The sequence below is a fragment of the Salmonella sp. GDC200615 genome (assembly GCF_050574145.1).
Taxonomy (GTDB): Bacteria; Pseudomonadota; Gammaproteobacteria; order Enterobacterales; family Enterobacteriaceae; genus Salmonella; species Salmonella enterica.
Window position 1 is genome coordinate 4503683 of the sequence record NZ_CP192247.1, and the last position, 18153, is coordinate 4521835.

At 51.2% G+C, this 18153-nt stretch carries 19 protein-coding genes and 4 pseudogenes; 11 read left to right on the forward strand and 12 right to left on the reverse strand.

Annotated elements, in window-relative coordinates; genetic code table 11:
- Positions 1–52: 52 nt before the first annotated feature.
- On the forward strand, positions 53–982 hold the full coding sequence (menA, locus tag ACQ29O_RS21815) for a 1,4-dihydroxy-2-naphthoate polyprenyltransferase (RefSeq protein WP_000139637.1): 930 nt from the start codon (positions 53–55) through the stop codon (positions 980–982).
- Between the two features lie 92 nt (positions 983–1074).
- The gene (rraA, locus tag ACQ29O_RS21820; protein ID WP_000872918.1) at positions 1075–1560 is read left to right on the forward strand and encodes a ribonuclease E activity regulator RraA; all 486 of its coding nucleotides are present in this window, start codon (positions 1075–1077) and stop codon (positions 1558–1560) included.
- A gap of 221 nt (positions 1561–1781) precedes the next feature.
- On the opposite strand, the gene zapB is transcribed toward rraA, so the two are convergent.
- On the reverse strand, positions 1782–2021 hold the full coding sequence (gene zapB / locus ACQ29O_RS21825; protein WP_000051370.1) for a septal ring assembly protein ZapB: 240 nt from the start codon (positions 2019–2021) through the stop codon (positions 1782–1784).
- Between the two features lie 398 nt (positions 2022–2419).
- Here zapB and ACQ29O_RS21830 point away from each other — a divergent pair, with 398 nt between their 5' ends.
- The 4 genes and pseudogenes from ACQ29O_RS21830 (at position 2420) to fpr (ending at position 4752) form a co-directional block, all read left to right on the forward strand.
- The gene (locus ACQ29O_RS21830) at positions 2420–3265 is read left to right on the forward strand and encodes an MIP/aquaporin family protein (protein ID WP_000084285.1); all 846 of its coding nucleotides are present in this window, start codon (positions 2420–2422) and stop codon (positions 3263–3265) included.
- A 20-nt stretch (positions 3266–3285) separates the two neighbouring features.
- Positions 3286–3777 (forward strand): annotated as a pseudogene (locus tag ACQ29O_RS21835) (FGGY family carbohydrate kinase); the annotation flags it as partial.
- Positions 3760–3909, forward strand: a pseudogene (locus tag ACQ29O_RS21840) (class II fructose-bisphosphatase); the annotation flags it as partial. The pseudogenes ACQ29O_RS21835 and ACQ29O_RS21840, both read left to right, overlap by 18 nt.
- Before the next feature lie 96 nt (positions 3910–4005).
- On the forward strand, positions 4006–4752 hold the full coding sequence (gene fpr, locus ACQ29O_RS21845; protein ID WP_000796303.1) for a ferredoxin--NADP(+) reductase: 747 nt from the start codon (positions 4006–4008) through the stop codon (positions 4750–4752).
- Positions 4753–4857: 105 nt separating this feature from the next.
- On the opposite strand, the gene ACQ29O_RS21850 is transcribed toward fpr, so the two are convergent.
- Positions 4858–5286 (reverse strand): DUF805 domain-containing protein, encoded by a 429-nt coding sequence (locus ACQ29O_RS21850; RefSeq protein ID WP_000155231.1) that lies wholly within the window; start codon positions 5284–5286, stop codon positions 4858–4860.
- A 100-nt stretch (positions 5287–5386) separates the two neighbouring features.
- Here ACQ29O_RS21850 and ACQ29O_RS21855 point away from each other — a divergent pair, with 100 nt between their 5' ends.
- Positions 5387–5983, forward strand: coding sequence for a YiiQ family protein (locus ACQ29O_RS21855; protein ID WP_000802241.1), 597 nt, complete (start codon positions 5387–5389; stop codon positions 5981–5983).
- A gap of 112 nt (positions 5984–6095) precedes the next feature.
- Positions 6096–6863 carry a triose-phosphate isomerase gene (tpiA, locus tag ACQ29O_RS21860; protein WP_001216335.1) on the forward strand — a complete coding sequence of 256 codons (768 nt, stop codon included), beginning with the start codon at positions 6096–6098 and terminating at the stop codon, positions 6861–6863.
- Between the two features lie 91 nt (positions 6864–6954).
- On the opposite strand, the gene ACQ29O_RS21865 is transcribed toward tpiA, so the two are convergent.
- The 7 genes from ACQ29O_RS21865 to lsrA all read right to left on the reverse strand — a co-directional run bounded on the left by ACQ29O_RS21865 (position 6955) and on the right by lsrA (position 13626).
- Positions 6955–7719 (reverse strand): epimerase, encoded by a 765-nt coding sequence (locus ACQ29O_RS21865; protein ID WP_001088050.1) that lies wholly within the window; start codon positions 7717–7719, stop codon positions 6955–6957.
- Between the two features lie 9 nt (positions 7720–7728).
- The gene (gene lsrG / locus ACQ29O_RS21870) at positions 7729–8019 is read right to left on the reverse strand and encodes a (4S)-4-hydroxy-5-phosphonooxypentane-2,3-dione isomerase (RefSeq protein WP_001543603.1); all 291 of its coding nucleotides are present in this window, start codon (positions 8017–8019) and stop codon (positions 7729–7731) included.
- 81 nt (positions 8020–8100) lie between these two features.
- Complete coding sequence (lsrF, locus tag ACQ29O_RS21875) at positions 8101–8976, reverse strand: 3-hydroxy-5-phosphonooxypentane-2,4-dione thiolase LsrF (protein WP_000774146.1); 876 nt, start codon at positions 8974–8976, stop codon at positions 8101–8103.
- Positions 8977–9004: 28 nt separating this feature from the next.
- Positions 9005–10027, reverse strand: a complete 1023-nt coding sequence (lsrB, locus tag ACQ29O_RS21880) for an autoinducer 2 ABC transporter substrate-binding protein LsrB (RefSeq protein WP_000090743.1) — start codon at positions 10025–10027, stop codon at positions 9005–9007.
- A gap of 28 nt (positions 10028–10055) precedes the next feature.
- Positions 10056–11057 carry an autoinducer 2 ABC transporter permease LsrD gene (gene lsrD / locus ACQ29O_RS21885; protein ID WP_000981831.1) on the reverse strand — a complete coding sequence of 334 codons (1002 nt, stop codon included), beginning with the start codon at positions 11055–11057 and terminating at the stop codon, positions 10056–10058.
- Positions 11054–12097: an autoinducer 2 ABC transporter permease LsrC gene (gene lsrC, locus ACQ29O_RS21890; RefSeq protein WP_000911134.1), complete on the reverse strand. Its 1044-nt coding sequence runs from the start codon at positions 12095–12097 to the stop codon at positions 11054–11056. Before lsrC ends, lsrD begins: the two co-directional genes overlap by 4 nt.
- Positions 12098–12117: 20 nt before the next feature.
- On the reverse strand, positions 12118–13626 hold the full coding sequence (gene lsrA / locus ACQ29O_RS21895; protein ID WP_001167247.1) for an autoinducer 2 ABC transporter ATP-binding protein LsrA: 1509 nt from the start codon (positions 13624–13626) through the stop codon (positions 12118–12120).
- Between the two features lie 256 nt (positions 13627–13882).
- Here lsrA and lsrR point away from each other — a divergent pair, with 256 nt between their 5' ends.
- The 3 genes from lsrR (at position 13883) to ACQ29O_RS21910 (ending at position 16885) form a co-directional block, all read left to right on the forward strand.
- A complete protein-coding gene (gene lsrR, locus ACQ29O_RS21900) occupies positions 13883–14842 on the forward strand; it encodes a transcriptional regulator LsrR (protein WP_001283049.1) in 960 nt (319 codons plus the stop codon).
- An 86-nt stretch (positions 14843–14928) separates the two neighbouring features.
- Positions 14929–16521: an autoinducer-2 kinase gene (gene lsrK / locus ACQ29O_RS21905; RefSeq protein ID WP_253336225.1), complete on the forward strand. Its 1593-nt coding sequence runs from the start codon at positions 14929–14931 to the stop codon at positions 16519–16521.
- Between the two features lie 13 nt (positions 16522–16534).
- Entirely contained in the window at positions 16535–16885 is a 351-nt protein-coding gene (locus ACQ29O_RS21910; RefSeq protein WP_001173083.1) for a cupin domain-containing protein, read from the forward strand.
- 89 nt (positions 16886–16974) lie between these two features.
- On the opposite strand, the pseudogene ACQ29O_RS21915 reads toward ACQ29O_RS21910, so the two are convergent.
- The 3 genes and pseudogenes from ACQ29O_RS21915 to ACQ29O_RS21925 form a co-directional block, all read right to left on the reverse strand.
- Positions 16975–17115: pseudogene (locus tag ACQ29O_RS21915) on the reverse strand (CDP-diacylglycerol diphosphatase); the annotation flags it as partial.
- A gap of 51 nt (positions 17116–17166) precedes the next feature.
- Positions 17167–17292: pseudogene (locus ACQ29O_RS21920) on the reverse strand (hypothetical protein); the annotation flags it as partial.
- A 97-nt stretch (positions 17293–17389) separates the two neighbouring features.
- The gene (locus ACQ29O_RS21925; protein WP_001535809.1) at positions 17390–18112 is read right to left on the reverse strand and encodes a GntR family transcriptional regulator; all 723 of its coding nucleotides are present in this window, start codon (positions 18110–18112) and stop codon (positions 17390–17392) included.
- Positions 18113–18153 lie beyond the last annotated feature (41 nt).

Consider the following 18153-nt stretch of genomic DNA (forward strand, 5'->3'; position numbering starts at 1 on the left):
TTTTCATCACTGTTGATGGGGCTGAAAAGCCCCATTTTTATTGGCGCTAAATATGACTGAACAACAACAAATTAGCCGCACCCAGGCCTGGCTGGAAAGCTTACGACCCAAAACCTTACCCCTCGCCTTCGCAGCGATTATCGTCGGTACGGCCCTGGCATGGTGGCAAGGCTATTTCGATCCTCTGGTCGCGCTGCTGGCCCTTATCACCGCCGGGCTGCTGCAAATTTTATCCAACCTCGCCAACGATTATGGCGACGCTGTCAAAGGCAGCGATAAACCGGATCGCATCGGGCCGCTGCGGGGGATGCAAAAAGGCGTCATCACCCGGCAGGAGATGAAGCGGGCGTTAATCATTACCGTCGTGCTGATCTGTATCTCCGGACTGGCGCTGGTGGCGGTCGCGTGCCATACGTTAACCGATTTTATCGGCTTCCTGATTTTGGGCGGGCTGTCGATTATCGCCGCCATCACCTACACCGTGGGTAATCGGCCCTACGGCTATATCGGGCTGGGTGATATCTCTGTTCTGGTATTCTTTGGCTGGCTAAGTGTCATGGGGAGCTGGTATCTCCAGGCGCATACGCTGATTCCGGCGCTGATTCTCCCGGCCACCGCCTGCGGTTTACTGGCGACGGCAGTGCTGAATATTAATAACCTGCGCGATATTAATAGCGACAGAGAGAACGGCAAAAACACCCTTGTAGTACGACTGGGCGATGTCAACGCGCGTCGTTATCACGCCTGCCTGTTGCTAGGAGCGCTGCTCTGTCTGGCGCTGTTTAATCTGCTCTCGCTACACAGTCCGTGGGGATGGTTGTTTATTCTGGCCGCGCCCTTGCTCATTAAACAAGCGCGCTACGTAATGCGCGAAAGGGAGCCTGCGGCAATGCGCCCGATGCTTGAACGTACCGTTAAAGGCGCGTTGTTAACCAACCTGTTATTTGTGATTGGGATACTCTTAAGTCAGTGGGCCGTTTAACTGACAAATATCAATTAACAATTGATGATTTTGCCAACAGTATACTTAGCGCGATATACTAAAAATTCTCGCAGCAACTGAACGTTAAGCCTATGAAATACGATACCTCCGAGCTTTGTGACATCTATCAGGAAGATGTCAACGTCGTGGAACCGCTGTTCTCTAATTTTGGAGGGCGGTCGTCGTTTGGCGGACAAATCATCACGGTAAAATGTTTCGAGGACAACGGGTTGCTGTACGATCTGCTCGAACAAAATGGCCGTGGTCGGGTTCTGCTGGTCGATGGCGGCGGTTCTGTCCGTCGTGCATTAGTCGATGCGGAGCTGGCGCGTCTGGCCACGCAAAATGAATGGGAAGGGCTGGTTATCTATGGCGCGGTGCGTCAGGTGGACGATCTGGAAGAGCTGGATATCGGCATTCAGGCGATCGCCGCCATTCCGGTTGGCGCCGCAGGTGAAGGCATTGGGGAAAGCGATGTGCGCGTCAATTTCGGCGGCGTGACGTTCTTCTCCGGCGATCATCTCTATGCCGACAACACCGGGATTATCCTTTCCGAAGACCCGCTTGATATCGAGTGATCAAAAAAGGCGCCGTAAGGCGCCTTTTTTATGCGTTGTCGCTGATTGCCGGATGGCAGCTTACGCCTTATCCGGCCCACCGGTATCCGCATTCTAAATCCTCTATAGATTTCGCGTCAGGGCAAGGCGGCAAGTAAGTGAATCCCCAGGAGCATAGGCCACTATGTGACTGGGGTGAACGCACGCAGCCAACGCCGCCATAACGTGAAATATGACGAGGATTAGACTTCTTCCATACGACCAAGCAGCGCCTGCAAACGTTCCTGCCAGCCGCTCTGCTGTTCCTTCAGAGAATTATTTTCACGCTCGAGTTCTTCACGCTGATGCTGTGCAGACTGCACTTCCTGCGTCAGGCTGTTGTTCTTTTCTTTCAGCTCTTCAATTTCCATCTGTAACAGGGTGATGGTGTCAATCGCCTGCTGTACTTTTGCTTCCAGTTTCTCAAACACTTCTAAAGACATGATCTTACCTCTCCTGAATTGCAAGGCGACGCTTCACGTAAACGCGCACAATATATAGTGTCGATTGTATGAAGCCCCGCTCTCGCTGTCCAGCGACATACCGCGTAGATCGCGGTTTGCAGCAATTTTCATCCATCTCCTGGTAACATTCATTCAATAACTTAAAAGTGTTAACATATTGGTTAATGAAATGATTCAATTCACTCTCTTCTGCTGTCTCAAAATGCGCCTCATGGCGCGATAACGCTCATTTTATTGACGCAGTACACACATTTTGATTTCGATATTTCTCGTTTTTGCTCGTTAACGATAAATTAACAGTGTGCCTACAGGGCATCGTGGATGTCCATGACCTCCTCGCATACCAATAATCATTACATACTCTTCAGGATCCGATTATGAGTCAAACATCAACCTTAAAAGGCCAGTGCATTGCTGAATTCCTCGGTACCGGGTTGTTGATTTTTTTCGGTGTGGGTTGTGTCGCTGCGCTTAAAGTTGCCGGAGCTACTTTTGGACAGTGGGAAATCAGCGTCATCTGGGGTCTGGGAGTAGCGATGGCTATTTACCTGACGGCAGGTGTTTCTGGCGCACACCTGAACCCGGCAGTGACCATCGCACTCTGGCTATTTGCCTGTTTCGACAAACGTAAAGTTGTTCCTTTTATTATTTCTCAAGTTGCCGGCGCCTTTTGCGCAGCGGCGTTAGTTTACGGGCTTTATTACAATCTTTTTGTGGACTTCGAACAAACCCACCATATCGTCCGTGGCAGCGTTGAAAGTCTCGATCTCGCAGGCATTTTCTCAACTTACCCGAATCCTCATATCAATTTTGTGCAGGCCTTCGCGGTTGAAATGGTGATTACCGCTATTCTGATGGGGCTGATTCTGGCGCTGACCGACGACGGAAACGGCGTACCTCGCGGTCCGCTTGCGCCACTGCTCATTGGTTTACTGATCGCCGTTATCGGTGCCTCTATGGGGCCGTTGACCGGGTTTGCGATGAATCCGGCGCGTGACTTTGGCCCCAAAATGTTCGCCGGGCTTGCCGGCTGGGGTGAAATTGCGTTTACCGGCGGTAGAGACATTCCTTACTTCCTGGTGCCACTGTTTGGCCCCATCGTCGGCGCCATTCTGGGCGCGTTTGCTTATCGCAAATTTATTGGCCGTCATTTGCCGTGCGATACCTGCGTCGTGGAAGAGAAGGACTCCACCGCGACCACACAACAAAATGCTTCGCTGTAATCTGATTACGGGACAAAATTATGACTGAAAAAAAATATATCGTTGCGCTCGACCAGGGTACCACCAGCTCCCGCGCGGTCGTTATGGATCATGACGCGAATATCGTCAGCGTATCACAGCGTGAATTTGAGCAAATTTATCCTAAGCCAGGCTGGGTAGAACACGACCCGATGGAAATTTGGGCGTCCCAAAGCTCAACGCTGGTAGAAGTGCTGGCTAAGGCCGATATCAGTTCCGATCAGATTGCCGCTATCGGTATCACCAACCAACGTGAAACCGCGATCGTCTGGGAACGTGAAACCGGCAAACCGATATACAACGCTATTGTCTGGCAGTGCCGTCGTACCGCCGATATTTGCGAACAGCTTAAACGCGACGGCCTGGAAGATTACATCCGCGACAATACCGGTCTGGTCGTCGACCCGTACTTCTCTGGCACTAAAGTGAAATGGATCCTTGACCATGTGGAAGGTTCGCGCGAACGCGCGAAGCGTGGCGAGCTGCTGGAAGGAATTAGCCGGAAAGGCCATATTGCCACGACGGAAACGCTGCTGATCCGCGGCAAATCACGCACCATCCGCCGCATTCAGTCTATCCACTATCTTGATCGTAAAGATCCGGATGTACAGGCGCATATCCTCTAGCGCATTTGTTAGTTAGAGCCTTCCAGCCTCGCGGGGCTGGAAATCTTTCTCCTGACGAACGAAGATAAGGTTAGCGATTCAGAACAGGAGAAAACCATGGCCGATTGGGTAACAGGTAAAGTCACTAAGGTGCAAAACTGGACTGACGCACTGTTCAGCCTGACCGTTCACGCCCCCATTAATCCTTTTACTGCAGGCCAATTTACCAAACTCGGACTGGAGATCGATGGCGAGCGCGTTCAGCGCGCGTATTCCTATGTCAATGCGCCTGACAATCCGAATTTAGAGTTTTATCTGGTGACGGTGCCGCAAGGAAAGCTCAGCCCGCGGCTGGCGGCGCTAAAACCTGGCGATGAGGTGCAAGTGGTCAGCGACGCGTCGGGTTTCTTTGTACTGGATGAAGTGCCTGACTGCGAGACGCTATGGATGCTGGCGACCGGAACCGCTATTGGCCCGTATTTGTCTATTCTGCAATATGGGCAGGATGTCGCGCGCTTTAAAAATCTGGTCTTGGTCCACGCCGCACGCTTCGCCGCCGATTTAAGCTATTTGCCGCTAATGCTGGAACTGCAACAGCGTTATGAAGGCAAGCTGCGCATCCAAACGGTGGTCAGCCGGGAGAGCGTGCCAGGCTCGCTCACCGGACGCGTGCCAGCGCTCATTGAAAACGGCGAGCTGGAAAAAGCCGTTGGATTACCGATGGATAAAGAGACCAGCCACGTCATGCTGTGCGGGAACCCGCAGATGGTGCGCGATACGCAGCAACTGCTGAAAGAGACCCGACAGATGACTAAACATCTGCGCCGCCGACCGGGGCATATGACGGCTGAACATTACTGGTGATGTTTTACCGAATGGCGGCTGGGGCTTATCCGGCCTGCAAATCATCACCAATCTGTAGGCCCGGCAAGCGTCAGCGCCACCGGGCAAATTACGGTTTACCGCCCGCTACAGCTCTGCTTTAAACTTCACGTCCTGTGTCGCTTTCCCAAACTTATTTTCCCCCTGAACACCGACAAACGCGCCCAGATCGATAAGCATCATCACCAGGATCAGCGTCGGAATAAATCGCCCGACGACCCACTGCCACATCCCCGGCAGCATCGCCCAGTTTCCGGCCAGCAGCATCCACGCCAGAATCATCAGCAACGCCCACGCGCCGGAGCGTCCCCGGTCATGCAGACGTTTGACCATGACGGCGGCGGTCGGCCACAGCAGGCACACCAGGCAAAATGCCGCCGTTTGGATATCAAGCAGATTTTTCCCCGCCAGCGAAAATAGCGCCAGCATCCCGGCAAACCAGAGGCCGATCCAAATCCAGAAATCACGGCGTCCGATACGCCCTTTAAATGAGAATAACCATTGCTGTATGGTCATGTAAGTTCCTTATATTTTGCCTTCCGCTACAGTTTACCCTTTTGACAAGCCCGACAGTTATCGTTTTAATCGTGAGCAGTCCTAACGAAAGGTAAGATTGATGAAGCCAGGATGTACTCTGTTTTTACTGTTGTTTTCTGCTCTCACCGCCAGCATAACGGCGCACGCGCAGCTCTCTTCATCGACCACGACAGCGCCCTATCTGCTGGCGGGCTCGCCAACCTTTGATCTTTCTATTAGCCAGTTTCGTGAGAACTTTAACCGCCAGAATCCCGATCTGCCGCTCAATGAATTTCGCGCCATTGAGAATAGCCGCGATAAGGCGAATCTGACCCGCGCCGCCAGTAAGATTAACGAAAATCTGTATGCCTCCACGGCGTTGGAGCGCGGTACGCTCAAAGTGAAAAGTATGCAGATTACCTGGCTGCCCATTCAGGGGCCGGAACAGAAAGCGGCGAAAGCGAAAGCGCTGGAATATATGGCCGCCATTATTCGTACTGTCGCCCCGTTGCTGACAAAAGAGCAAAGCCAGAAAAAACTGCAAAAGATGCTTATCGCCGGTAAAGGTAAACACTATTACGCCGAGACAGAAGGCGCGGTACGTTATGTTGTCGCAGATAACGGCGAAAAGGGGCTGACCTTCGCGGTTGAACCGATTAAGCTGGCGTTATCTGAAAATCTGGAAGGGGCGAATTGATGACAAAAAGCAAAGCCTTTCCGGGGATGAATCTCTATACTGTTTCACAGACCATGCTGCTCTGACGAGCGGCCATCTTCCTTAATTCGCTGACTAAGCGTGGAGAAATGAAATGCGACATCCTTTAGTGATGGGTAACTGGAAACTGAACGGCAGCCGCCACATGGTAAACGAACTGGTGGCTAACCTGCGTAAAGAACTGGCGGGCGTAGCAGGCTGCGACGTGGCAATCGCTCCGCCGGAAATGTATATCGATCTGGCGAAACGCGCTGCTGCCGGCAGCCACATCATGCTGGGCGCGCAGAACGTTGATCTGAATCTGTCTGGCGCATTCACCGGTGAAACTTCGGCTGAAATGCTGAAAGATATCGGCGCGCAGTACATTATTATCGGCCACTCCGAGCGTCGTACTTATCACAAAGAATCTGACGAACTGATCGCCAAAAAATTCGCCGTACTGAAAGAACAAGGTCTGACGCCGGTACTGTGCATCGGTGAAACCGAAGCGGAAAACGAAGCGGGCAAAACAGAAGAAGTATGCGCACGCCAGATCGACGCGGTACTGAAAACGCAGGGCGCGGCAGCCTTTGAAGGCGCGGTTATCGCTTACGAACCCGTATGGGCGATCGGTACCGGTAAATCTGCAACGCCTGCGCAGGCGCAGGCAGTGCACAAATTCATCCGTGACCACATTGCTAAAGCTGACGCGAAAATCGCTGAACAGGTCATTATCCAGTACGGCGGTTCTGTTAATGCCTCCAACGCAGCCGAACTGTTCGCGCAGCCGGACATCGACGGCGCGCTGGTAGGCGGCGCTTCTCTGAAAGCTGACGCCTTCGCCGTGATCGTGAAAGCAGCAGAAGCTGCTAAACAGGCTTAATTGCCAATCTATGTCTGATGGCGCTGCGCTTATCAGGCCTACCAGCCGAGTGCTTATGTAGGCCTGATAAGGTAAAGCCGCCATCCGGCATTTATGCTGTGGAGGGTAAGAAAGTAGTATCCCCGGCAACCTTAAACATCGCCCTCCAGCTCCGCGTATTCTCAACCAGCCGATCATCACGAAATAACGCACTACCAGAAACAACACGATTGATGCCCTGTGCAATCAGCGAAGGCAACTGATCCTGCGTTAACGACCCATCAATAACGATAATTTTACCTTCGCGTTTATCACCAAGTAGACAGAGAAGCTGCGCCACGCGCTCGTGCAAATCACTGGAGCGCATTTTACTGCCGTATCCAGGGTTCACTGCCAGTAGTTGAATAACCTCAACGTCGCTCAGAATGGGGATAATGACATCCAGAGGCGTTGCCGGGCATAAACTAATCCCCCGGATCACCGGCATTTCACCGCCAATAACGGGCACGGTCTGCTGACCAAGCCAGCTTAGCGTATGATGCAGATGAATATCGCCTTCTGCCTGAAGCGTGATGCAGTGTGCGCCCGCCTTCACGCAGGCTTGCGCCGCCGTCCATTGGTCCGCTACCATCAAATGAACATCTTTGATAAAAGTTTGCGGCAGTTGCCCAACTGCCCATGGCCCAACGGTAAACTGCGGGCAAAATTGACCATCCATCAAATCCAAATGCAACAGCGGCTGGTTTAACGCTTCCAACTGTTGCAGATAGCGATGCAACGCAATCCACTGCCCTGCCAGAATACCCACACTAAGCGGATATGACGCTAACAATGCCACACATGCTTCGCGCGTTAATCCGGCAAACTGGCTGTTCATGAGCACTCCTTAAGGCATCAAACCCATAAAAACTTTTTTTGTCCGCGGACCGGTCATCAACGGTTCAAGCTGCTCCACGCAAGTTTTATAGTGTGGCGTTGTCTTGTGAAAAGCGACGGCCTGTTCATCAACGTAGGCTTCATAAATATAAAATCGCGTAGGCACCTGCGGATCCTGCAGAACATCAAAACGCAAGTTACCCGGCTCTTTAATTGAGCCCAGATGATTCTGCCGAAAAACATCGATAAATTGTTCAACCTTGTCATCATGAACGTTAATTTCAACCAGCGTAACGTGCATCATTAACCCCTGATTATTCCAAATAAAATAACAGTCATCCCCATCTCCTCGCATCGATAAAAGATGGGGAAGCGATCTCATTTAACCTTTCTCACTCAAAAACAGCTCATAAGCACGCTCTGCTGTTTCGTTATGATGAACGACGGCATGTACCGCTTTAATCATGGCTACCGGATCTTCTGACTGGAATATATTACGCCCCATATCTACGCCAGAAGCCCCCTGGTCAATCGCCTGATAGCACATTTCCAATGCTTCACGTTCAGGCAGTTTTTTACCGCCGGCGATGACAATCGGCACCGGACAACCTGCCGCAATACGCTCAAAACCTTTATCGACATAATACGTTTTGATAATTTGCGCCCCCATTTCCGCAGCGATACGCGTTGCCAGTGAAAAATAACGCTGGTCGCGAGCCATATCTTTACCCACTCCGGTCACTGCCATTATTGGCATCCCGACGCGTAACCCGGCATCAATCAGTTGAATAATATTTTTAATCGACTGATGTTCATGCTCACTACCAATATAAACCTGTGCGGCAGCAGCACAGCTATTCAACCGCACAGCGTCATCCATCGCCACCGCAACCGCCTCATTGCTTAATTCAGTGAGAATAGAATTCGCCCCGGACGCACGTAAAACGACTGGTTTATTGATTGCCGGAGGTACCACACTGCGTAATATGCCGCGAGTACACATTAAGACATCAGCATATTCAAAGAGCGGCGCAATATTAATATCAATACGCTCAAGTCCGGTTGTCGGCCCCTGGAAATATCCATGGTCAAAGGCCAGCATGACCGTTTTTCTGGTTTTGGGGTTAAAAATCCTCGCCAGTCTGGACTGCATTCCCCAATCCAGCGCGCCACAGCCTTTTAATGCGAACAAAGTGTTAGTTTGTGGTTTATCGGTGTGAAAATCTTTGCCATCTTTAATATCATCTAAATCAGCCATTCTTTACTCCGTCGATACATAACAGTTATCAGAAATCATATTTGTCGATATTGTCTTTGTTGAAAATGACACGCTCCGGCAATAACACAATGCCGTTACCTTTTGCCTCATAGTGATATCCCTGCTCACTATTAGGTGAAACGGTGACTTTGCCGATGCCGGGAATATCCAGTGAGTCACCGACATTCATTGGCATATTTTTCAGCAACGCGTTGGCGACATATACGGAAATTTTTCCCTGTTGGACGACATCCCACAGGCCAAACTCTTTAACAGTGCCGCGCTGAACATAAGGGCGCATCACATTCGGCGTACTAAAACCAACAATCGCGAGATTATTACGTTTAAGGTTCTCCGCCGCCTGTGCCGCAGCAGGTAAAGCGTTAGCGTCAGGCGCGATGATGGCATCCAGATCGGGATACGCTTTGATGATACCTTCCGCCGTCTGGAGCGATTTCGTGGCATCGTTATAGCCAAACTGGGTAGTGACTATCTCCCACCCCGGATGTTCCTGGCTAATTTTGGCTTTAGCTTCTTTTACCCACTGGTTCTGGTCGGTCACCGTTGGGCTGGAATAGAAGAAAGCGACTTTCGCTTTCTCTTTGTCCACCTGATGAGCGACCATCTCTACCAGCATGCTGCCGAGCTGTTTTGGAGTCCCTTGATTGATATAGTAAGAACGGCACTCCGGCTTGGTATCGGAATCCCAGGTTAATATTTTCACGCCTCTTTGCATTGCCCGCTTCAACGCCGGGCACAGGCCATCAGGCGAAACGGCAGAAACGATAATGGCGTCATACCCCTGATTGACAAAGTTATTCACCAGTTGAACCTGGCCTGAGACGCTGGGCTCTGTAGGGCCATCGTAAGTTACGTCAATGCCCAGCGCTTTTCCCGCTTCCTGCGCGCCATTGCCGCCGCTGGTAAAAAAGCCCACGCCAACCAGTTTGGGAATAAAAGCAATCCGCTCTGCCGCCTGTACGGTCATTACCGCAGATGTCAGACCAAACGCAGTGAGTAAGGCGATCATTTTAATGCTGTGTCTTGCCATTTTTTTCTCCATAAATTTCAAAAGGAAATCATGCCTGATGCGCATTGCGACGGCGTGAGTACCATTCAAGGATTTGGTGACGATGCAAACTGACGGAACGACCAACGACAACAACAATGAGAAGCGCACCGGACAATGCGCTGGAAATTTGATTCGGCACTCCGGCCATCTGTAGCCCCTGCTGTAAAAATCCCACCAGCAGCGCCGCCAACGCGGACCCCATAATCGACCCGGAGCCGCCATAAATATTGGCGCCTCCCAGCACAACCGCCGTAATGGCCGGCATCAGGAAAGAGGCGCCCAGATCCGAACGTGCGGAGCCAAAGTAAGAAACCAGTAATACGGCGGCGATAGCGGAGGCGCATCCGGTCATGGCATACACGGTATACAACGTGCGATTCACCGGGATCGCGCTGTACTGCGCGACACGGGCGCTCTGGCCAATCAGGAAAACGTTGCGTCCCATATGCGTGCGATGCATGAGCAGCCAGAAAAACAGACAGCACACAAGAAAAAAAATAAGCGGCATGGGAATACCAAGAAATGAAATATTGGCAAAATCAGTGAACGCTGTGGGAAATCCACCAATACCTTCATAACCTGTGGCGCCAGCCATACCAGATAACAATAATGCGCTACCACCAAATAAATACATGGTTCCCAGGGTAATCACCAACGGGTTTACGCCGGTATAAATAATAAGTCCGGCATTTATCAGCCCACATATTGCGCCGAGTAGTAGGGTAATAATAATCGCTAAAGGTAGCGGCATACCGAGCTGAAACAGCACACCCAGGGTAATCGCGCATAGCCCGATTGTAGAACCAAATGAAATATCCATACCACCGCTGACAATAACCATTGTTAGCGGCAAAGCGACAATACCGATACAAATAAAATCGCTAGTGCTAAAAAGTAAGACATTAATATCTAATAAACGTGGATTAATCACACCGAAAGCCAGAATTTCAAAGATCAATAAGGCTGCCAGCGCAATTTCCCAGCTATAGCGTCGCCATGGATTCATCATGCCACCTCTTTGTTTTTATTCTGTTGTGCGTGCGTTTTTGCTTCCGTCTGTAGTGGAGTGGGTGGTGATATAAAACGGGCATATTTCTGGCGGCGCAGATTGCGTTGTAATGCGCAACGCAGCCGCCCATCGAATACCAGTACGCCCAACAATACCAGGCCAGCAATAAAATCGTTCCACCAGGCGGGGATGCGCAGCAGCACTAACACACTATCGATTTGCGTAAGAAAATAAGCGCCGAGAATAGCGCCGATGACCGTGCCTGACCCGCCTAACAGGCTAATTCCCCCCAATACGCAGGCCGCGATGGCTTTCATTTCCAGCCCCGTGCCGGTTTGATTGGGAATGAAGCCAATCTGCGAGGCAAACACGATTCCAGCCAATGCCGCCATACCGCCATTAAGTGAAAATGCCATGATGCGTACCATCTCGGTACGGACACCCAATTGCCGGGCGCCCTGCAGGTTATCGCCGGTGGCGTAAAAATTGCGGCCAAAGGCGGTTTTCGCCAGGAGCCAGGCCATAAGCAGCGCTAACACCAGGGTAAACCAGCCGATTGCGGAAATTCCCAGAAACACCGGAGCAGAGAGTTGCTTTAAGCCTGCGGGTAATCCTTCAATCCATTTCCCCCCTGTCCATAGCAGCATGATCCCACGATACAAGCCCAGCGTTCCCAGCGTGGCGACAATGGCGGGTATCTTCAACCAGGCAACCAGTACGCCATTAAAAAATCCGGCGACAATTCCTAATATTAGTGTGGCCAGGCAGGCGACCGGCAGGCTATAGCCGGCGTTTAACATCACTCCCAGCAATACCGCGCACATGCCTGTCGTCGAGCCCACCGATACATCAATATTGCGGGTGAGCATTACCATCGTCGCGCCAATCGCCAACAGCATCAAAATTTGCGCGCTACTGAAAACCATTGTCAGCGTTTGCACGCTCAAATACTGGCTATCCAGCGCGCCAGGAAACACGAATAAACAGACTATTGCCAGCAGTGCCGTCGCTTCCCGGTTATTTTGGATGAATTTCAACATGTTGCCTCCGACGCACCATGTTAGCCAAACGCAACGTGCATGATGGTATCAACGTTAATTTCCTCGCCGCATAACGCAGGCCCCCCCAGTTCCCCCTGGTGCATGACATATACGCGATCGGCCATCTGCTCTATCTCTTCCAGATCGGAGGAAATAAACAGCACCGCGACATTTTGTTGCGCGATACTGCGTAACAGCTGATAAATATCGCTGCGGGCGGAGACATCGACACCGCGGGTCGGTTCATCGACAATCAGTAATTGCGGAGAGGCTTCCAGGCATTTGGCAATCAATACTTTTTGCTGGTTACCGCCGGATAAAGTACGCGCCGCCTGTTCGGCATTATTGAGTTTGATATTTAACGCGCGGTGGTAACGTTCAAGGGTGGCGTTATCCCGCTGGGGCTTTATCCAAAATCCTTTTTGGTTGTGGGTCAGCGAACAGACATTCCATGCCAGGGAAGCGTCAAGATACAGCCCGGATGACTGCCGATCTTCCGGCAAATAGACCAGGCCGAGCTGCAACCGCTGTTGGGTTGTCAGGGCGTTAATTTCTTCGCCATTGAACAGCATCCGCCCCGCATTGACCGGTCTAATACCGTACAGCGTTTCAGCCAGTTCTGTGCGTCCCGCGCCGACCAACCCGGCCAGACCAAGGATTTCGCCTGCCCGCACCTCAAGGTTGATATTCATAAAACCTTCGCCCGTCAGTGACTCCAGCGCTAATACCGTCGCACCACGTTCGTTCTGCGGGCGGCTGCCAGGCAATTCCAGCCACAACTTTTGATTCGCGGAAAGACTGACGCCCTGCGTTGCCGGGGTGATAGCTTGAATAATCTCGTCGGTAGAAAGGTCATGCGTTTTTCCGAATAATGCGATTTTACCGTCACGCATCACGCTAACGCAGTGAGCTAACTGTCTAATTTCTGGTAGCTTATGAGAAATAAATACAATTCCGACACCCTTTTTCAGCAACTCTTGCAGACGCGTAAATAACCGGTCAGTTTCGGCTGGCGTTAACGACGCCGTGGGCTCATCAAGAATTAAGATTCGCGAGTCGCGCATCAAGCCGCGCATAATTTCAACGATCTGGCGGTCTGCAACATCAAGCGTACCCGCAGCGCTCGCCGGATCGAGTTGGCATCCCATCGCCTTTAATAGCTGCTGCATTTTTTCCGTGGAGGCCTGACGTCCCTGCAAGCCAAACAAGATATTTTCCCGCACAGATAAACTCGGAAATAACAGAGGCTCCTGGGGAACCAGGTAAATGCCATACTGGTGCGCCTTCAGAGGCGTTAAATGACTGCAACGCACACCAGCAATATCGATAGTCCCTCCATCTGGCGGGACTATACCGGCAATAATCTTCATTAATGTTGATTTACCCGCACCATTGCCGCCAAGCAATGCGTGCACCTCTCCCGCATGCAGAGTAAAGTCAATTCCCTTTAGTACTTCGACGCCGGAATAACTTTTATAAATGTTCTGCACACAAATCAGAGGGGATGCAGTATTGTGACTGATTTGCATGTTGCCTCCGCTCCCTCAATGTTGACTGACGGGACTGAACAAATGTTTTTTGAAAAAGAAATTGTTCAAAACGGTAGTAGTTATTTGGTTAAAAAACTCTCATCCAGATCACGTTTTATGAATAAATGAATTTTTAGATGATAAACGTTCAGATTTGGCGCGTTTTTGTGGCGTTAATCACGGTTATTTCGGAGTGATAACTGAACAATTGTGTTAATGATTTAGAAATGTTCAAAGTAAAAGCCAGGTTATGACAATGAGCGATAATACGTTGGTATCTGATTATGGAATGTGCGAAGAAGAGCAGGTGGCGCGTATTGCCTGGTTCTACTATCACGATGGATTGACGCAGAGTGAAATCAGCGAGCGTCTGGGGCTAACCCGGCTAAAGGTTTCTCGTCTGCTGGAGAAAGGGCATCAGTCCGGTATTATTCGCGTACAAATCAACTCCCGCTTTGAAGGGTGTCTTGAGTATGAAAATGCCTTGCGCAACCACTTCGCATTGCAGAATATCCGCGTGCTGCCGGCATTACCCGATGCCGATATTGGTCTGCGCTTAGGAATCGGCGCCGCCCATATGTTGATGGAGTCTCTGCGGCCACAGCAACTGCTGGCCGTCGGCTTTGGCGAAGCCACGATGACCACATTAAAACGCCTCAGCGGATTTATCTCGGCGCAACAAATCCGACTGGTCACGTTATCCGGCGGCGTGGGGCCGTATATGACAGGAATAGGCCAGCTTGATGCCGCTTGTAGCGTAAGTATTATGCCCGCGCCGCTGCGCGCATCATCGCAGGAAATTGCCTGCACGCTGCGCAATGAAAATAGCGTGCGGGATGTGATGCTCACAGCGCAAGCTGCCGATGCCGCCATCGTGGGGATTGGGGCAATTAACCAGAAAGATCAAGCCAGTATCTTAAAATCCGGTTATATCACTCAGGGTGAACAACTCATGATTGGCCGCAAAGGCGCAGTAGGCGATATTCTGGGCTATTTTTTTGATGCTCATGGCGAAATTATTCCAGACATCAAAATCCATAACGAATTAATTGGCCTGAAGTTAAATTCACTTTCCACGATCCCAACCGTGATTGGCGTCGCCGGCGGCGAACAAAAAGCAGAAGCTATTATTGCCGCTATGCGCGGTAACTATATCAATGCGCTGGTTACCGATCAGAAAACCGCAGGGAAAATAATTCAACTTATTGAAAAATAACAAATAAAATAACACTCACCTCAATTCAATAAACAATAACTGACAGGATTTTATGTAACGATGTAAAAATAGCCGAGGGTAAAAAAATGGCTCGACTCTGTACCCATACTGAATCAGGACATTACCTGATGGCTCTTGACGCCGGTACCGGTAGCGTCAGAGCAGTAATTTTTGATCTACAAGGAAAGCAAATAGCTGTCGGTCAAACGGAATGGCAGCATCTGGCCGTGCCGGATGTGCCTGGTTCGATGGAGTTTGATCTTGCCAAAAACTGGCAACTGGCTTGCCAGTGTATCCGTCAGGCACTACAGAAAGCCGCCATCCCTGCAACGGCTATCGCTGCCGTATCGGCCTGCTCGATGCGTGAAGGCATTGTTATTTATGACAGTAACGGCGAACCAATTTGGGCCTGCGCTAATGTTGACGCCCGCGCGGCACACGAAGTCAGTGAATTAAAAGAGCTGCACGATAACACCTTTGAGGAGGAAGTTTATCGTTGCTCCGGGCAAACGCTGGCGCTCAGCGCTATTCCGCGTCTGCTCTGGCTTGCCCACCATCGTCCGGATATTTATCATCGCGCGTCAACCGTCACTATGATCAGCGACTGGATGGCCTTTATGCTCAGCGGCGAACTGGCGGTCGATCCCTCCAACGCAGGCACGACGGGGTTATTGGATCTGGTGACCCGCAACTGGAAACGTAGTCTGTTACAGATGGCGGGCCTGCGTTCTGACATTCTCTCGCCGGTAAAAGAAACCGGGACGCTGCTCGGTCACATTTCACAGAAAGCGGCTGAACAGTGCGACCTGCAAGCGGGTACGCCGGTCATCGTTGGCGGCGGCGATGTGCAGTTAGGCTGTCTGGGGCTGGGCGTCGTACGCCCGGCGCAAACGGCCGTGCTGGGCGGAACCTTCTGGCAACAGGTCGTCAATCTTCCCGCGCCGGTCACCGACCCAAACATGAACGTTCGCATCAATCCTCATGTGATCCCCGGTATGGTACAAACCGAGTCTATTAGCTTTTTTACTGGGTTAACGATGCGTTGGTTCCGCGACGCCTTTTGCGCCGAGGAAAAACTAATCGCTGAAAGGTTAGGTATTGATGCGTATTCCCTGCTGGAAGATATGGCCAGCCGGGTGCCTCCCGGCGCGTACGGTGTGATGCCCATCTTCTCTGACGTTATGCGTTTTAAACGCTGGTACCATGCCGCACCGTCGTTTATCAATCTGTCTATCGATCCTGAAAAGTGTAATAAAGCGACCCTATTTCGCGCGCTGGAAGAGAATGCCGCCATTGTTTCCGCCTGCAATTTACAGCAAATTGCCGCGTTTTCCGGCATACAGGCCGACTCGCTGGTTTTTGCCGGCGGAGGATCTAAAGGCAAATTATGGAGCCAAATCCTTGCCGACGTTACGGGACTCACCGTTCACGTACCTGTCGTCAAAGAAGCTACCGCGCTAGGGTGCGCTATTGCCGCAGGCGTTGGCGTGGGTGTCTGGCCATCGCTGGCGGAAACGGGAGAAAAGCTAGTGCGCTGGGATCGGGAGCATAAACCTAATCCTGAAAATTTCGCTGTCTACCAGCAGGCCAGAGAAAAATGGCAGGCCGTTTATCAGGATCAACGCGCGCTGGTCGATGGTGGCTTAACGACATCCCTCTGGAAAGCGCCAGGCCTGTAACAGGAGAATAAGCATGCAAAAAACGAATGAGAAGAATCATGAATACCGCTTTGGCGATAATGGCCCTAAATACTTAATCCGTGGGCCGGGCTGCGATATGGGCGTCGTCATACTACAACCAGGGCAGTCATTCCCTAACCATCGCCATAATACCGCTTGTGAGGTTTTTTATACCCTAAGCGGTGAAGTGTGCCTGTATCTGGAAGGAACACCTCATATCCTGCAAACTGGAGATGTTTTACAGTGCGAACCTGGGGAGGCGCATTATCTCATTAATAACGGCGATAAACCCTGGAAAGGCGTGTTTATTAAATCGCCGCATCTGGAAAATGACAGCCACCCCGCAGATCCACCGGCCTGGTAACGCCCGCGCCATCGCCAGATTTTGCCGGATAGCGCCACAAGAGCCTTGTCCGGCCTCCAAACGGCATTCGTTAATGCAATATCAAGCTGTCATTTGATGACCTGTTGGTTCAAGATATCACACTGATGATCCTGAATTTCCTCGGCAGAAGCGCGATTGAAGATCAGTAAATTACGCTCGGTCGCCAGCAAGACAAAAGAGCCATCGCTTTGGCGTACCACCGCCAGCGCGATACATCACAGCATCCCCGCCCGCGCAGGAACTTTCCCTGGTCCCATCGCCACCACAGCAGCAAAAAATAGCAGTGCGGTCATAAACTCCGGCAGTAGCGAAGTCGCCCACAGAAGGATAGTAACGCCAACGATGATGGACGGGAGGAACAGAGGATGGGACAACCAGAGCGACATACCTGTCTCCTGACGATTTTTTCAGCAAGAATACGACGGACAGTCAGGCAGGTAAACGCCAGATATAGTGGGGTTATCGCAGGATTAAGTGGACAGATCAGTGATAATGAATTTCACCAAAGTATTCAGACAGCACGTAATAGCGGCAATACTCAAAAGGGCTGTCCTTCCCGGCCTGAAACGTCTGTCTGGCGACGGATAACAGCGGTTTATTGGCGGCGATTTGCAATTTTTCGCACAGGTCAGCGGAAGGTAAAATCGCCTCAACTTTTTCTATCGCCGAGTCGCTTGTGACGTTTAATAACGAATAAAGCGACGTATGCTCCAGCGCCTGCGGTGTAAGTTGCAGATCGGGAAAGAAGCTAAGATCGAGATAGATCTTTTCATGGTTAAACGGACGGTTATTCAGGCAACGAATACGCGAAATATAGAGATAGTGATGCTGTGCGGGCAGGCTCAAGCCGTCTGCCTGAGCGTCGCGCGCGCGGCGCGGCGCGATTTCCAGAATACGGTTCTCAATCGCCACGCTGGCGTCCTGGAGATCGCGGGTAATACCGCGAAACGTGTGCCCGTAGCTCACGCCTTCCGGTACCGAGCACACCACCGAACCACTCCCGCGCTGGGAGGAAATAATACCCGCATTGATTAATTCGCTCCAGGCCTGTTTAACCACAATCAGCGAGACGTTGTAGGCTCTGGCAATCTCTTTTTGCGTCGGCAGCTGGCTGCCTAAAGGCAGGGATCCATTTTGGATCTGCTGACAGATGATAAAAAATAGTTGCTTATAAAGCGGAGTAAAGCTCGTTTTATCAACCTGCAAGCTGCGCACCTCACGTCTTCGCCAGCAGGGGACGTTTTACC

Coding starts and splice junctions, on each gene's coding strand:
- menA (WP_000139637.1), top strand. CDS start 53: ATGACTGAACAACAACAAATTAGCCGCACCCAGGCCTGGCTGGAAAGC.
- rraA (WP_000872918.1), top strand. CDS start 1,075: ATGAAATACGATACCTCCGAGCTTTGTGACATCTATCAGGAAGATGTC.
- zapB (WP_000051370.1), bottom strand. CDS start 2,021: ATGTCTTTAGAAGTGTTTGAGAAACTGGAAGCAAAAGTACAGCAGGCG.
- ACQ29O_RS21830 (WP_000084285.1), top strand. CDS start 2,420: ATGAGTCAAACATCAACCTTAAAAGGCCAGTGCATTGCTGAATTCCTC.
- fpr (WP_000796303.1), top strand. CDS start 4,006: ATGGCCGATTGGGTAACAGGTAAAGTCACTAAGGTGCAAAACTGGACT.
- ACQ29O_RS21850 (WP_000155231.1), bottom strand. CDS start 5,286: ATGACCATACAGCAATGGTTATTCTCATTTAAAGGGCGTATCGGACGC.
- ACQ29O_RS21855 (WP_000802241.1), top strand. CDS start 5,387: ATGAAGCCAGGATGTACTCTGTTTTTACTGTTGTTTTCTGCTCTCACC.
- tpiA (WP_001216335.1), top strand. CDS start 6,096: ATGCGACATCCTTTAGTGATGGGTAACTGGAAACTGAACGGCAGCCGC.
- ACQ29O_RS21865 (WP_001088050.1), bottom strand. CDS start 7,719: ATGAACAGCCAGTTTGCCGGATTAACGCGCGAAGCATGTGTGGCATTG.
- lsrG (WP_001543603.1), bottom strand. CDS start 8,019: ATGCACGTTACGCTGGTTGAAATTAACGTTCATGATGACAAGGTTGAA.
- lsrF (WP_000774146.1), bottom strand. CDS start 8,976: ATGGCTGATTTAGATGATATTAAAGATGGCAAAGATTTTCACACCGAT.
- lsrB (WP_000090743.1), bottom strand. CDS start 10,027: ATGGCAAGACACAGCATTAAAATGATCGCCTTACTCACTGCGTTTGGT.
- lsrD (WP_000981831.1), bottom strand. CDS start 11,057: ATGATGAATCCATGGCGACGCTATAGCTGGGAAATTGCGCTGGCAGCC.
- lsrC (WP_000911134.1), bottom strand. CDS start 12,097: ATGTTGAAATTCATCCAAAATAACCGGGAAGCGACGGCACTGCTGGCA.
- lsrA (WP_001167247.1), bottom strand. CDS start 13,626: ATGCAAATCAGTCACAATACTGCATCCCCTCTGATTTGTGTGCAGAAC.
- lsrR (WP_001283049.1), top strand. CDS start 13,883: ATGAGCGATAATACGTTGGTATCTGATTATGGAATGTGCGAAGAAGAG.
- lsrK (WP_253336225.1), top strand. CDS start 14,929: ATGGCTCGACTCTGTACCCATACTGAATCAGGACATTACCTGATGGCT.
- ACQ29O_RS21910 (WP_001173083.1), top strand. CDS start 16,535: ATGCAAAAAACGAATGAGAAGAATCATGAATACCGCTTTGGCGATAAT.